This window comes from Akkermansiaceae bacterium (genome assembly GCA_024233115.1).
GTDB lineage: Bacteria > Verrucomicrobiota > Verrucomicrobiia > Verrucomicrobiales > Akkermansiaceae > Oceaniferula.
The window spans coordinates 598,263-611,097 of sequence record JACKQB010000004.1 but is presented as its reverse complement, the minus strand read 5'-3'; the positions used below and the strand labels follow the sequence as shown (position 1 = coordinate 611,097).

Sequence of the window (12,835 nt, the reverse complement as noted above, 5' to 3'; positions counted from 1 at the left end):
GTAAATTAGTCATATCAATGGTCGTAGGATGGATAATTGGAGCATTCATTGCCGGTGTTATTATTACGGCGATGAAGTCAAAAGGTATCCTAAGTAAACACCACCAAGAGACCCCGCCAAAGTGCCAAGCACTCCCAGCCACGCAAAGAAGCGGCCACTACGAAGCTGTCTCTCCAGCAATCGACGATTCCACTCATGACAAGCCAGAATAAATTGAGCCGAGTCAACATCCTGATGACGCTGCCACAATGCCAGGTCTTTATCACTAAGGGCGGAGATGTCATCTGGGTTAAGATCAAGGAATGCTTGGTCATTCTCGGACTGCCGAAGATCATCAATGATTTGGTGTATTCGCATATTATTATTATTGCCTAACGTAGAGCTCAACCGCCGGTGAGTCAACCGCCGCGAACCTGAAATGGTCAATACCTCTCCCCTGCTGCAAACTGTGGGACGGTTAACGGTCGGATGAAGCGCCTTGTTCGACGGCTTTTCTGAATAGTCAGGATGTGCCGATTCGGAATAGTCCAGCACTCTGTCAGGGGAACGCCCGGAAACGAACCAAGGTGAAAATCGTATCAATCCTGATCGATGTGCGCGAACGAACGATGATAGCCGGCTCTTGAAGGCGACTGAGCTGGATGATGAACACGGAGACTCAATTATTATTATTGGCGAACGTAGAGCTCAACCGCCGCCGAGTCAACCGCCGCAAACCAAAAACGGTCATCAGCAAGCCGCCCGTCGCAAACTCTCGGACGGTTAACGGTCGGATGAAGCGCCTTGTTCGGCAACTATTCTCATAACCCATCACCAGCACCTCAAACCGATGTCCAACCATTAACACCGACCGTATCTAGCCATGTTCGTTAGCCTGGCATGTCGACCGAAGCCGGAAACACCAGAGCAACGATCACGGAGAGAACCGATGGGCAACATGGATCAAACCACCCTCAAACTATAAACCGACATCGATGGATCAAGGTAGAGCGAGCGCGGCAGCAGGAACATCCGGCATCGAACCTGATGACCATGATCAACCAATAACCCATTCATCTAACCAACGCGACAACATGCAACACAATGCGTGCATTCTTATTATGGCCGAACGTAGAGCTCAACCGCCGGTGAGTCTACCGTCGCAAACCATAAACGGCCATAAGCAAGCCGCCCGCAACAAACTCGCGGACGGTTAACGGTCGGATGAAGCGCCTTGTTCGGCCGAATTCTTCCACTTCATCATCAACTCAAAGAACGCTAAAGTATTCTTATTCATGCTCCATACGGGTGTTAGCCAAGGTGACTTGTTGGGTATCCATGGAACCACATAAACAGAATTAGAAGATACATCCGAAGAGTAACTAACATCTATATAATGCAGTGGGATGGGCTTTGCTGTTCTTGGAAACGTCCCAATCGAGATTTTACTGATGTCTGACTTCAATACATTCAGCGTAAGTGGGCCACCAGAAATTCGAATTTGGTCATCGGTAATATCCATCCATCCCTTACCACGGTAAATCCAACACCATCGACCAGAAAATGATCGATTATGTTCAGGGTCTGAGATGTAAATCTGGCGTTTCATAATTATTATTGCCGAACGTAAAGCTCAACCGCCGGTGAGTCAAACGCGACAAACCCTAAACGGATGGAAAGCTGTAAACTGTGTGAAGTCGAAAACGGTTAACGGTCGGATGCAGCGACTTGTTCGGCCACATTATTTCTTCTCCGGCTCAGCAAAAGGGTCATCGTCATCATTTTTATGGACTCTAACATTACTGAGATCGAAATTAAACATTCCATCACCACCCCACATTCCACCACTCCTTGTAAACATAGAGAACCGTGCCCTCTTGAGCAAGGACCGCTTAATCGTGAAATAGTAGTGGATCTTACCGTCTTTTGCCCGTCCTTCGACTTCCACGGAAAAAACAAGCTGCCTATCTTCCCATGCTTCTAGGGTCGGGCCAAACTTGGCGCTCATGAATTTCTTATCAACGATCAGCTCCCCCCTAACACGATAACCGTCTTCCTTTAAGATGCAGCGAACAGCTGGATTATCCGTCTTCCCGGTCTTACTTGAGGGGTCACCCTTGATTTTGGGCGTGATATGGTCCGCGCTACTGTTCCCTATTAATACAACAAACAAGAGGATAGATGTCAGTATTGTCTTCATATTATTATTGCCGAACGTAAAGCTCAACCGCCGTCGGGTCAAACGTGATCCACCAAGAATGGTCTTTCACTCTGAGTCTCCGCGAGTCGTGGACGGTTAACGGTCGGATGCAGCGACTTGTTAGGCTCATTTTTTAGGGGTTCTCGTGAACTTCGCTACCCTACCTTCTGTAAATTTAGTTGGCCTTGCTCCACCATCCTTGATCTCCCACTTGATATGTAATTCATCACCTACAAAGCGAAATATACCTAAACGCTTATCTTTCTTATTACCAGTGAGGCTATCTGACACATTCGCGGTAATCCAATGAGGGGTCTTCGATGTATCAATAACATAGGTCATTCTGCTTGCCTCCTCTCTTGTGTCAGTTGCAGTCACTACTACCTCGGACTTATCGAAAGTCCAGAAAACCTTCATCTTAGCTGCTACATCATACTTAACCCCTTCCAGCTTCTTTAACTTCCACTCACCAATAAGGGGATTCTTATTCTGCTCGCCATGAGCAAACCCGATCAGTAATATACCAGCCAATGTTGTTTCGCGAATGTATTTCATATTATTGCCTAACGTAAAGCTCAACCGCCGTCGGGTCAACGGTCATAGGCTAAGCATGGTTGTTTCGTGTAAACCCGAGCTGGAGTCGAGCGCGGTTAGCGGTCGGATGCAGCGACTTGTTCGGCCACATTCTTCGCCCTTCGGATAGGCTTAGGTAACACGATCAGAATCAACAACACATATAACACGAGACCTATCGGATATACAACCAGGCCTATCATCTCATACATGCCAGACATATCGTGCTCAGTCATATCTCTAGGTCCCCTATCACGCTGAACGAAAGCCGTAACGATGCTGCGGCACAGCCTGAATACCGAGGCCATCATCGCGATAGCAGCCGCAAAAATTACGATCTTCTCGAAGCGAATAGATATACGGCATCCATTATTACCTCTGGTGTAGATCAGACGGGAAAGGACGACCAACAATATAGCGATGATATAGGTCATTCTTATTATTGCCGAACGTAGAGCTCAACCGCCGGTGGGTCAACAGTCTAAAACCTGAAATGGTCGTAAACAAGCCGCCCGCAACAAACTCTCGGACGGTTAACGGTCGGATGAAGCGCCTTGTTCGACGGCGATTCTGAATAGTCAACCCAAGCCGACTCGGAATAGTCCAGCACTCTGTCAGGTGACCGCCTGGAAACGAACCAAGGTGGCAATCGTCTCAATCCTGATCGATGTGCGCGAACGAACGATGACAGCCGGCTCTTGAAGGCAACTGAGCGGGATGATGAACACGGAGACTCAATTATTATTATTGGCGAACGTATAGCTCAACCGCCGCCGGGACAACCTCCGAATGACCAAAAATGATCTTTCTCTCTATCAGGTTTCGGAGTCGCGGACGGTTAACGGTCGGATGAAGCGCCTTGTTAGGCCGCATTATTGTCTTATAGACTCCACTAGATGAATATCCCTTCCAGCAACAAAAACACGAAACTGAGCCGTTCCCATAATACTCTCGGGAAGATCGTTACGTATTGGTGTAGCCCCAAATCTAGATACCTCCCTTTCGTATGCCTTGGCCTCCAGTTCGGATTGAAAGACACCCACTAGATGCCAGTTCGATTGCTTGAGCATATGCTGAAGGAAGAAATCACATGCTTCCGATTCAGATTCAGAGGTGAAAATCGGATCGAAATCATATCCACGCTCGGTGTAATATACCTTCCATTGAGCGCCATCGTTATTCAGACAATATACGTCTGAACCACTAGATTCGATAGCGTAGTTGCATGGCGAACACCCCTCATCATAGAGTTTTTGTTTAAGCTCGGGTATTGTCATCTTATTATTGCCTAACGTAAAGATCAACCGCCTACGAACAACGTTAAAATACCGAAAACAGATATACGCTCCGGAACAGATGCCCGACTATTAAACGGTAACGGGTCGGATGCATCGCCTTGTTCGATCTACACAGATCAATGCGCCTTTAAACTGCCGTAGGTAACAAAGATCCCGAACCATTTGATGTGTCCATCACCGCCGCGTGAATCGAATCGTGCATCACACCGAAAACGGAATGCGAAACCAATCCAAACCATTCACGACAGATTCTTCTAAAACGTTATCAATGGCAGCGAACGAAAACCAATCCATCAATATCGATTCAAATGAGCTGGAAACTCAAGCCGTTCCCGGAAGCGTTCATCGATCCAAAATCATTCATCAATAACGGCATATCGGCGATGCGCCAGGGCAATACTGAACACGAAGAATCAATAATTATCGAACGTAAAGATCAACCGCCTACGAACAATGTTAAAATACCGAAAACAGATATACGCTCCGAAACAGATGCCCGACTATTAACCGGTAACGGGTCGGATGCATCGCCTTGTTCGATCTTCACAGATCAATGCGCCTGAAAACTGCCGTGGGTAACGAAGATCCTGAACCATTCGATGTGTCCATCACCGCCGCGTGAATCGAATCGTGCATCACACCCAAAACGGAATGCGCAACCAATCCAAACCATTCATGAGAGATTTTTCTAAAATGTTATCAATGGCAGCGAACGAGAACCAACCCATCGATATCGATTCAAATGAGCTGGAAACTCAAGCTGTTCCCGGAAGCGTTCATCGATCCAAAATCATTCATCAATAACGGCATATCGGCGATGCCCCAGGGCAATACTGAACACGAAGAATCAATAATTATCGAACGTAGAGCTCAACCGCCGCCGGGTCAACCGTCACTAGCCAAAAACGGTCTTTCACTCTTAAACTACGCGAGTTGAGAACGGTTAACGGTCGGATGAAGCGCCTTGTTCGGCCACATTCTCTGTCAGCGCGTTATCGTGACCAAACACCCGGTAGCCTATACGTGTCAGGGTTCCAAACATTAGAGGCAGTATCGGAATCAGCATGGCATACCAAAATGGCAGGCTTGCAGGTGTGCCGTCCGATGCCTTGGGAACATAATCCAACCAGTATAAATAAGAATATCCCAATACAGGCACAAGAGCCAAACCCATGAAACAGTATTGAAGCCTCCTATGCAGCCTATTATAGCGACCATCAATCCTGACCATCACCCAAACCATAAATATCCCAATAAATGCCAAGCACCAAGATAGCTGAAGCATGGTTGAAAATGATTCAGGCATCCCTTCGGAGGGATAAGCTGTCGCAATCGGATTCATTCTTATTATTGCCGAACGTAGAGCTCAACCGCCGGTGTGTAAATGTCAGAAACCTAAAATGGTCTTTCACTCTCAAACTGCGCGCGTCGAGAACGGTTAACGGTCGGATGAAGCGCCTTGTTCGGCCACATTTATTGAGGAAATGTAATTGCGTAAACAAGCTTTTGAGTACGGCTATAACTCCAATAGAGATTATACCCTTCATGCGACGACTTACAATAGATCCAATCTTCGTCAGAGGTCCAGCCATGTGAAATACTGCCAAAACTCACACCTCCCTCTTGCCAATCAGAATAGCCTTCGCTTCTGAGAATCCTATCTAAAGCCTCAAATTGTGCATCAGAAGCATGAAACCGATACTTGGGTGATTCAAACGGCTGCCAACTCATCAGCGGCTTAGTATCAAGTTCAAGCTGCTCTATCTCAGGCAACCCGAATACCTGACCACAGCCTACTAACCCCCCACGATCAGGCTTACTCAAATAACCAACCCCAACAACGAAGAGAAATACCGCTATCCAAATGAATACTGATTTTCGCATCTTATTATTATTGCCGAACGTAGAGCTCAACCGCCGCCCAATCAATGGTGAAAGGCTCTAAACGGTCGATTCGTGTATACCCGAGCAAAGTCGAGCGCGGTTAGCGGTCGGATGCAGCGACTTGTTCGGTCTTATTTTTTGTTAAGTGCAATGACACCTAACCACGAATAATTACAGCTTGATTGATCGCCTCCACCGCAGAGATGACAAACTCACGGGAATAAGAGCTTAAAATATCAACTTGCCCTCCGGCTGTAGATATCTTGACAGAATAAACAGCTTTCACACGAGTACACAACCAGATGCCCAATACCGCAACCAGAAATGATACGAAACCCAAAAACCAAGAACCATTCATAACTGACATGAGAAAAACAATGGAGCCTAGAATTATCAACGTAGAAGGCAGTCCATATGTCTTTGGGTGCTGATAACTGGAAACGGCAGTAATTCCGTTCAACGGGTAAGTCGTATTACCAGTTACTATTCGTGAAGAGGTCACCGTTATGAGATTATTGGAAAATATTGTCTGCTCAGTTGTTTGAGTAGGTGGCATGGCTGGTGGTGGTGTATTCATGATTCTTATTATTACCGAACGTAAAGCTCAACCGCCGCCGGGTCAAACTTGATAAATCTTAAAAGGTCTTTCGCTCCTAACATCCGCGGCGTTGAGAACGGTTAACGGTCGGATGCAGCGACTTGTTAGCCCCGTATTCTTGCTTCAGTTATAATCGCATCAACATCGGCAAACATCAACGTAAACTCGCCATCTATATCTAGCTTCTTAGCCAGAGTAAGATCTGACTCTACATCTTCAATCTCACAGCAAAGCCCCGCTGGCCACTCGTGAATAGCGTAGTTAAGACTACGACACGCTCGACCAAGGAGCTGCACTCTTACATCTCGAAAGTTCGGAGCGACTCGATAACAGGTTAACAATAGCGAGTAGTCCGACTGCCATTCTAGTCGTTCGTGAAATTCGCGAACATCGTAAACGTTCTGTATCGTGTCCGCGAGGAAGTATAGACACCATGGATCACCGGTTCGATAGCCAACAAGCAATTCTGGAAAAACAAGATCCCTGTAGAGTTCGTGGCGTATCTTGTGTCCATACTCTCCGTGCTCTAAAAACTCGCGAACCCAGGCACGTCGCTCGGCCTTACCCTCAAAAGAATCGACAAATTTACGAACGCATTCTGCTGCGCTACGCCGATCTCCTATATCTGCGAAATTGCGAAACTCGTTATAGAACGCGGCATTCATTATTATTGGCTAACGTAAAGAACAACCGCCGCTCAAACAACTCATGAAAAATGACCATATTCCCGACACCAGGAAAAAGGTAGCTGACTCGAAACGGTTAGCGGTCGGATGCTTCGACTTGTTGGCTGTTGCTTTCGGCGGAGGAACGAACAGCACGGCCATGCTCTGCGGATTCCGTGAAAGAGGGATCAAGCCCGACCTGATCCTGTTCGCGGACACGGGCGGGGAACTGCCGGAAACCTACGAGCATGTGATGGAGATGGATACCCAATGCCGCATCTGGTGGGGCGTTGGGATCGAGACCGTTAGGAAGAACTATCAAGGCAAATTCGAGGGGCTGGAAGGAAACTGCATACGAAAGAAGATGCTCCCGAGTCTCGCCTACGGACGTAAATCGTGCTCCATGAAATACAAGGTGCAACCGCAGACGGAATATATGATTCGATTCATGGATGCTCGCGGAGAAACGGAATGCGTGAAAGCCATCGGCTATGACGCAGGTGAAAGCCATCGCCAGATAACTAAAGGTCACCAAGTCCATGCCAAAGGCCGCATCGAGCGGTTCTGGTACCCGCTGGTCGAATGGGGATGGAGACGGCAAGAATGTATCGAAGCCATTGCCCGCCACGGACTCACGCAGCCGGGAAAAAGCGCGTGTTACTTCTGCCCGGCGATGAAGCGCGGCGAAATCCTCAAGCTCAAGCGTGAGCACCCCGACTTATTCGCCCGAGCCTTGAAAATAGAAAGCAACGCGATCCTCAAAAGCCCCGGTCGCGGACTAGGCGGGCAGTCTCTCCGTTGGGAGAATGTGGACGCCGAGGACGAGTCGCAGGGGAAGCTATGGGACTACCTCGACGCGAACGATGAATCACCAATACCGTGCGGATGCTTCGACGGGTAATTTTTTTTCAGCCAACGTAGAGGTCAACCGCCGGTGGGTCAACGGTCGAAAATCTAAAATGGTTTCAACTGTAAAACGTCTCTCGACTACGAACGGTTAACGGTCGGATGCACCGTCTTGTTCGGCCGCATTTTTGTATCCAGACCGAAACCCCGTAAAAGTGTTTCTAGCTATTACAAGAAAACCACAATACATCGGGCAAAAAATACCAGCTATCACTGCGCCAACTCCGATCATTCTGACATACGTTGAAGTAGGCAATCCGCCCCAATTCAAATTCGAGCCACCAAGCGCTAAATCACAAACCGACAATACACCAACAGCTACAACTAAGAACCAACACCAAAATACAGCATTCCAGTATGCCCTCTTGCGGAAAACCAAAAGCATCGGTACTAAAATGGCACCACAGAGACACGCATATGCAAAACTACCTAAGATTACAGGGTTATTCATGTCGCATCATGTCTTTATTATTATTGCCGAACGTAGAGCTCAACCGCCGGTGAGTCAACCGCCGCAAACCTGAAATGGTCGATACCTCTCCCCTGCTGCAAACTGCGGGACGGTTAACGGTCGGATGAAGCGCCTTGTTCGACGGCTATTCTGAATAGTCAGGATGTGCCGATTCGGAATAGTCCAGCACTCTGTCAGGTGACCGCCTGGAAACGAACCAAGGTGAAAATCGTCTCAATCCTGATCGATGTGCGCGAACGAACGATGATAGCCGGCTCTTGAAAGCGACTGAGCGGGATGATGAACACGGAGACTCAATTCTTATTATTGGCGAACGTATAGCTCAACCGCCGCCCGAGTGACGGCACAACAACATAAAAATATGACTACACCAAATAACGAAACAAACCATGAAGCGGTTAGCGGTCGGATGCAGCGACTTGTTAGCCTTATTGTTGAGCAGGATGATGGGATGCGAAGGAGAAGGGGTGGATTACTTGCTCTTGCCGGCCTTATCGGGATCGAAGGGGTAATCGCAAAAAGTGACAGGATACCAGTGGGGTGTCTTATATCCACCGCTCGGGGGTCTCTTGATTACAGGAAGATCGATGGTGCCGCCATCAATAGTATAAAGCAGCGAGTTAGTGGGATGGACGAATATCTCGCCAGCGTAGAGGAGAGCCGTGAGTGCTTCATAAGCATCTTTAGAAAGGGAATGCCAAAGAATAATGTTCGGGTCGTCGCCGTGAACCATGGTGATGTCACCGGAGAAGCCCGGAATGGCATGTGTCAGTTCAAGGAAGCTGACGTGCTGCCGCTCCCTGATGAGGTCGATGATGGATGTCTTCATATTATTGGCTAACGTAGAGCTCAACCGCCGCCGAGTCAACCGCCGCAAACCAAAAACGGTCATCAGCAAGCCGCCCGTCGCAAACTCTCGGACGGTTAACGGTCGGATGAAGCGCCTTGTTCGGCAACTATTCTCATAACCCATCACCAGCACCTCAAACCGATGTCCAACCATTAACACCGACCGTATCTAGCCATGTTCGTTAGCCTGGCATGTCGACCGAAGCCGGAAACACCAGAGCAACGATCACGGAGAGAACCGATGGGCAACATGGATCAAACCACCCTCAAACTATAAACCGACATCGATGGATCAAGGTAGAGCGAGCGCGGCAGCAGGAACATCCGGCATCGAACCTGATGACCATGATCAACCAATAACCCATTCATCTAACCAACGCGACAACATGCAACACAATGCGTGCATTCTTATTATGGCCGAACGTAGAGCTCAACCGCCGGTGGGTCAACAGTCGAAAATCAAGAATGGTCGATACCTCTCACCCGCGGCAAACTGTGGGGCGGTTAACGGTCGGATGAAGCGCCTTGTTCGGCAACTATTCTCACTTCCCATACCAGCGCCTGAAACCGATGTCCAACCATTAACACCGACCGTATCTAGCCATGTGCGTTAGCCTGGCATGTCGACCGAAGCCGGAAACACCAGAGCAACGATCACGGAGAAAACCGATGGGCAACATGGATCAAACCACCCTCAATCTATAAACCGACATCGATGGATCAAGGTAGAGCGAGCGCGGCAGCAGGAACATCCGGCATCGAACCTGATGACGATGATCAACCAATAACCCATTCATCTAACCAACGCGGCAACACGCAACACAATGCATGCATTCTTATTATGGCCGAACGTAGAGCTCAACCGCCGGTGAGTCAACCGCCGCAAACCTGAAATGGTCGATACCTCTCCCCTGCTGCAAACTGCGGGACGGTTAACGGTCGGATGAAGCGCCTTGTTCGACGGCTATTCTGAATAGTCAGGATGTGCCGATTCGGAATAGTCCAGCACTCTGTCAGGTGACCGCCTGGAAACGAACCAAGGTGAAAATCGTCTCAATCCTGATCGATGTGCGCGAACGAACGATGATAGCCGGCTCTTGAAAGCGACTGAGCGGGATGATGAACACGGAGACTCAATTCTTATTATTGGCGAACGTAAAGATCAACCGCCTACGAACAATGTTAAAATACCGAAAACAGATATACGCTCCGAAACAGATGCCCGACTATTAACCGGTAACGGGTCGGATGCATCGCCTTGTTCGATCTACACAGATCAATGCGCCTTTAAACTGCCGAGGGTAACGAAGATCCAGAACCATTAGATGTGTCCATCAGCGTTGCGCGGCCATGAATCGTGATCTACCAAACACCTCTTTCGCTCCGCCTGGCAATCGCAGGGATGTTCCTGAGGAACGAAGGATCTTCCCGGAGAGCAGCCAGGCTAAACCCTTGCGTGTTCCATCGAGGAGATTATCAAATGTCACTTCAGGTCATCAGCGATCCCGTGGTGATGTGAGTCAGCGATACTGAACTCGCCAAATCGGGTGCCGAACATCACGACGAAAACCCTTGTATGTCCCACCGGAGATCCTGAATGCGTAGAATCCGAATTATTATTATCGAACGTAGAGCTCAACCGCCGGTGGGTCAACCGTCGAAAACCTGAAGTGGTCAATACCTCTCACTCGCTGCAAACTGTGGGACGGTTAACGGTCGGATGAAGCGCCTTGTTCGACGGCGATTCTGAATAGTCAGGATGTGCCGACTCGTGATCGCATCGTGCTGGATCTCTCGCAACCCCGCCAAGAACCGCCGACAGCAAGTTTCTGGCACCGGAGGAAGCCGCGCTTAGTGAATCGACGCGATGTGCCAGTATCTTGCGAAACCCTTGCACGAACCACGCCCTTGCGCCCAAAAAGTAACACCTGGGGAATCTCATCCGCCGGAACCTGTGCCCTGCACGATGATGCCGTTCAAGACATCAGCAACGGATCAAGCAACCTGAGATCATCAACGGAACCTTCCATCATGGTGCATCGAGAACCGCCAACCTCAGAAAATTATTATTATTGGCGAACGTAGAGCTCAACCGCCGGTGGGTCAACCGCCGCAAACCGAAAATGGTCGATACCTCTGACTCGCAGCAAACTGCGGGACGGTTAACGGTCGGATGAAGCGCCTTGTTCGCTTAGATTATTCGAGTTCAACGCAACCAGATCGAGCTGCTGCTACTCGCATCAAACCAGCCACAAACGTATCGATCTCAGCTGGAGTAACTGCAAATGAAAATGAGGCTGACGCTTCCGTGTAATTGCGATTCATATCATCTGTCATTCTAATGCCAATGGCAGCGTGACCAGCTCCATCTGTACAGTAAAATCGGAACTCGATGTATCCTCCAGCAAAACCATCTTCTTCCGTTCCCAAAACGTAGTTTCGCGTATCACTCGCAGCCGAGGGAAAGCCCTCTATCACACGACCGAACTCGCTCAACTCATCCTCACTAGTGTATATCCTAGTCGAACCAGCATAACGCTCACTCGCTGCGTAAATCTCGATACCTAGATAATCGGGATCGGGGTCGACAACTGAAATTCGTAATATGCGGGGCATTTTCTTATTATTAGCGAACGTAGAGCTCAACCGCCGGTGAGTCAACCGCCGCAAACCTGAAATGGTCGATACCTTTCCCCTGCTGCAAACTGTGGGACGGTTAACGGTCGGATGAAGCGCCTTGTTCGGCAACTATTCTCACTTCCCATGCCAGCGCCTGAAACCGATGTCCAACCATGAACCTCGACCGCACCTCTCAGCACACGCCTGCATGAAATAATGTGCCGGAAACCGCAAAGCCACGACCGAACCAGCCCAGGTGACAAAAATTCATGGATGAGTGGCTCAGTCATCGGACAGGTGGCGACGGGCAATCCAGATCGATCAACGGAAACCCAAGCCGAACAGCACCGATGCAACGCCAGGAATCTCGACCCGCCAAATCCCCCATCGATGTAACCGAAACGAACAATCCATGACACATCCATCTAATAATCGCCGAACGTAGAGCTCAACCGCCGGTGGGTCAACAGTCGAAAATCAAGAATGGTCGATACCTCTCACCCGCGGCAAACTGTGGGGCGGTTAACGGTCGGATGAAGCGCCTTGTTCGGCAACTATTCTCACTTCACATGCCAGCGCCTGAAACCGATGTCCAACCATGAACCTCGACCGCACCTCTCAGCACACGCCTGCATGAAATAATGTGCCGGAAACCGCAAAGCCACGACCGAACCAGCCCAGGTGACAAAAATTCATGGATGAGTGGCTCAGTCATCGGACAGGTGGCGACGGGCAATCCAGATCGATCAACGGAAACCTAAACCGAACAGCACCGCCACAACATCAGAAATC

16 protein-coding genes are annotated in these 12,835 nt (G+C 49.1%); 3 read left to right on the top strand and 13 right to left on the bottom strand.

Going from position 1 to position 12,835, the window contains the following annotated elements; genetic code table 11:
• Positions 1-63: 63 nt before the first annotated feature.
• The 6 genes from H7A51_13630 to H7A51_13605 all read right to left on the bottom strand — a co-directional run bounded on the left by H7A51_13630 (position 64) and on the right by H7A51_13605 (position 4,029).
• Positions 64-357, bottom strand: a complete 294-nt coding sequence (locus H7A51_13630) for a hypothetical protein (protein ID MCP5537256.1) — start codon at positions 355-357, stop codon at positions 64-66.
• Between the two features lie 835 nt (positions 358-1,192).
• Positions 1,193-1,588, bottom strand: a complete 396-nt coding sequence (locus H7A51_13625; protein ID MCP5537255.1) for a hypothetical protein — start codon at positions 1,586-1,588, stop codon at positions 1,193-1,195.
• A 132-nt stretch (positions 1,589-1,720) separates the two neighbouring features.
• Positions 1,721-2,179: a hypothetical protein gene (locus tag H7A51_13620; protein ID MCP5537254.1), complete on the bottom strand. Its 459-nt coding sequence runs from the start codon at positions 2,177-2,179 to the stop codon at positions 1,721-1,723.
• 126 nt (positions 2,180-2,305) lie between these two features.
• On the bottom strand, positions 2,306-2,734 hold the full coding sequence (locus H7A51_13615) for a TIGR03067 domain-containing protein (GenBank protein ID MCP5537253.1): 429 nt from the start codon (positions 2,732-2,734) through the stop codon (positions 2,306-2,308).
• A gap of 95 nt (positions 2,735-2,829) precedes the next feature.
• The gene (locus H7A51_13610; GenBank protein MCP5537252.1) at positions 2,830-3,186 is read right to left on the bottom strand and encodes a hypothetical protein; all 357 of its coding nucleotides are present in this window, start codon (positions 3,184-3,186) and stop codon (positions 2,830-2,832) included.
• Between the two features lie 438 nt (positions 3,187-3,624).
• The gene (locus tag H7A51_13605) at positions 3,625-4,029 is read right to left on the bottom strand and encodes an SPOR domain-containing protein (GenBank protein ID MCP5537251.1); all 405 of its coding nucleotides are present in this window, start codon (positions 4,027-4,029) and stop codon (positions 3,625-3,627) included.
• A 329-nt stretch (positions 4,030-4,358) separates the two neighbouring features.
• Between H7A51_13605 and H7A51_13600 the strand changes: the two genes are divergently transcribed.
• Together H7A51_13600 and H7A51_13595 are read left to right on the top strand one after the other, a co-directional pair.
• Complete coding sequence (locus tag H7A51_13600) at positions 4,359-4,613, top strand: hypothetical protein (protein ID MCP5537250.1); 255 nt, start codon at positions 4,359-4,361, stop codon at positions 4,611-4,613.
• Between the two features lie 179 nt (positions 4,614-4,792).
• Complete coding sequence (locus H7A51_13595; GenBank protein MCP5537249.1) at positions 4,793-4,987, top strand: hypothetical protein; 195 nt, start codon at positions 4,793-4,795, stop codon at positions 4,985-4,987.
• 6 nt (positions 4,988-4,993) lie between these two features.
• Here H7A51_13595 and H7A51_13590 read toward each other — a convergent pair whose 3' ends face one another.
• The 4 genes from H7A51_13590 to H7A51_13575 all read right to left on the bottom strand — a co-directional run bounded on the left by H7A51_13590 (position 4,994) and on the right by H7A51_13575 (position 7,197).
• Positions 4,994-5,356, bottom strand: a complete 363-nt coding sequence (locus H7A51_13590) for a hypothetical protein (protein ID MCP5537248.1) — start codon at positions 5,354-5,356, stop codon at positions 4,994-4,996.
• A 167-nt stretch (positions 5,357-5,523) separates the two neighbouring features.
• Positions 5,524-5,934, bottom strand: coding sequence for a hypothetical protein (locus H7A51_13585; protein MCP5537247.1), 411 nt, complete (start codon positions 5,932-5,934; stop codon positions 5,524-5,526).
• A 157-nt stretch (positions 5,935-6,091) separates the two neighbouring features.
• On the bottom strand, positions 6,092-6,511 hold the full coding sequence (locus tag H7A51_13580; protein ID MCP5537246.1) for a hypothetical protein: 420 nt from the start codon (positions 6,509-6,511) through the stop codon (positions 6,092-6,094).
• Positions 6,512-6,636: 125 nt separating this feature from the next.
• Positions 6,637-7,197: a hypothetical protein gene (locus tag H7A51_13575; protein ID MCP5537245.1), complete on the bottom strand. Its 561-nt coding sequence runs from the start codon at positions 7,195-7,197 to the stop codon at positions 6,637-6,639.
• A gap of 43 nt (positions 7,198-7,240) precedes the next feature.
• Between H7A51_13575 and H7A51_13570 the strand changes: the two genes are divergently transcribed.
• Positions 7,241-8,098, top strand: a complete 858-nt coding sequence (locus tag H7A51_13570) for a phosphoadenosine phosphosulfate reductase (protein ID MCP5537244.1) — start codon at positions 7,241-7,243, stop codon at positions 8,096-8,098.
• A 96-nt stretch (positions 8,099-8,194) separates the two neighbouring features.
• Here the strand turns inward: H7A51_13570 and H7A51_13565 are convergent, their stop codons facing one another.
• The 3 genes from H7A51_13565 to H7A51_13555 form a co-directional block, all read right to left on the bottom strand.
• Positions 8,195-8,554 (bottom strand): hypothetical protein, encoded by a 360-nt coding sequence (locus tag H7A51_13565; GenBank protein MCP5537243.1) that lies wholly within the window; start codon positions 8,552-8,554, stop codon positions 8,195-8,197.
• Between the two features lie 493 nt (positions 8,555-9,047).
• Positions 9,048-9,404, bottom strand: coding sequence for a hypothetical protein (locus H7A51_13560; GenBank protein MCP5537242.1), 357 nt, complete (start codon positions 9,402-9,404; stop codon positions 9,048-9,050).
• 2,216 nt (positions 9,405-11,620) lie between these two features.
• A complete protein-coding gene (locus tag H7A51_13555; GenBank protein MCP5537241.1) occupies positions 11,621-12,040 on the bottom strand; it encodes a hypothetical protein in 420 nt (139 codons plus the stop codon).
• Between the last annotated feature and the right edge of the window lie 795 nt (positions 12,041-12,835).

Bases quoted from the DNA above. Each gene is read 5' to 3' on its own strand.
- H7A51_13580 (MCP5537246.1), bottom strand. From the start codon at position 6,511: ATGAATACACCACCACCAGCCATGCCACCTACTCAAACAACTGAGCAG.
- H7A51_13595 (MCP5537249.1), top strand. From the start codon at position 4,793: ATGAGCTGGAAACTCAAGCTGTTCCCGGAAGCGTTCATCGATCCAAAA.
- H7A51_13560 (MCP5537242.1), bottom strand. From the start codon at position 9,404: ATGAAGACATCCATCATCGACCTCATCAGGGAGCGGCAGCACGTCAGC.
- H7A51_13575 (MCP5537245.1), bottom strand. From the start codon at position 7,197: ATGAATGCCGCGTTCTATAACGAGTTTCGCAATTTCGCAGATATAGGA.
- H7A51_13625 (MCP5537255.1), bottom strand. From the start codon at position 1,588: ATGAAACGCCAGATTTACATCTCAGACCCTGAACATAATCGATCATTT.
- H7A51_13565 (MCP5537243.1), bottom strand. From the start codon at position 8,554: ATGAATAACCCTGTAATCTTAGGTAGTTTTGCATATGCGTGTCTCTGT.
- H7A51_13615 (MCP5537253.1), bottom strand. From the start codon at position 2,734: ATGAAATACATTCGCGAAACAACATTGGCTGGTATATTACTGATCGGG.
- H7A51_13570 (MCP5537244.1), top strand. From the start codon at position 7,241: ATGAAAAATGACCATATTCCCGACACCAGGAAAAAGGTAGCTGACTCG.
- H7A51_13585 (MCP5537247.1), bottom strand. From the start codon at position 5,934: ATGCGAAAATCAGTATTCATTTGGATAGCGGTATTTCTCTTCGTTGTT.
- H7A51_13620 (MCP5537254.1), bottom strand. From the start codon at position 2,179: ATGAAGACAATACTGACATCTATCCTCTTGTTTGTTGTATTAATAGGG.
- H7A51_13605 (MCP5537251.1), bottom strand. From the start codon at position 4,029: ATGACAATACCCGAGCTTAAACAAAAACTCTATGATGAGGGGTGTTCG.
- H7A51_13610 (MCP5537252.1), bottom strand. From the start codon at position 3,186: ATGACCTATATCATCGCTATATTGTTGGTCGTCCTTTCCCGTCTGATC.
- H7A51_13590 (MCP5537248.1), bottom strand. From the start codon at position 5,356: ATGCCTGAATCATTTTCAACCATGCTTCAGCTATCTTGGTGCTTGGCA.
- H7A51_13630 (MCP5537256.1), bottom strand. From the start codon at position 357: ATGCGAATACACCAAATCATTGATGATCTTCGGCAGTCCGAGAATGAC.
- H7A51_13600 (MCP5537250.1), top strand. From the start codon at position 4,359: ATGAGCTGGAAACTCAAGCCGTTCCCGGAAGCGTTCATCGATCCAAAA.
- H7A51_13555 (MCP5537241.1), bottom strand. From the start codon at position 12,040: ATGCCCCGCATATTACGAATTTCAGTTGTCGACCCCGATCCCGATTAT.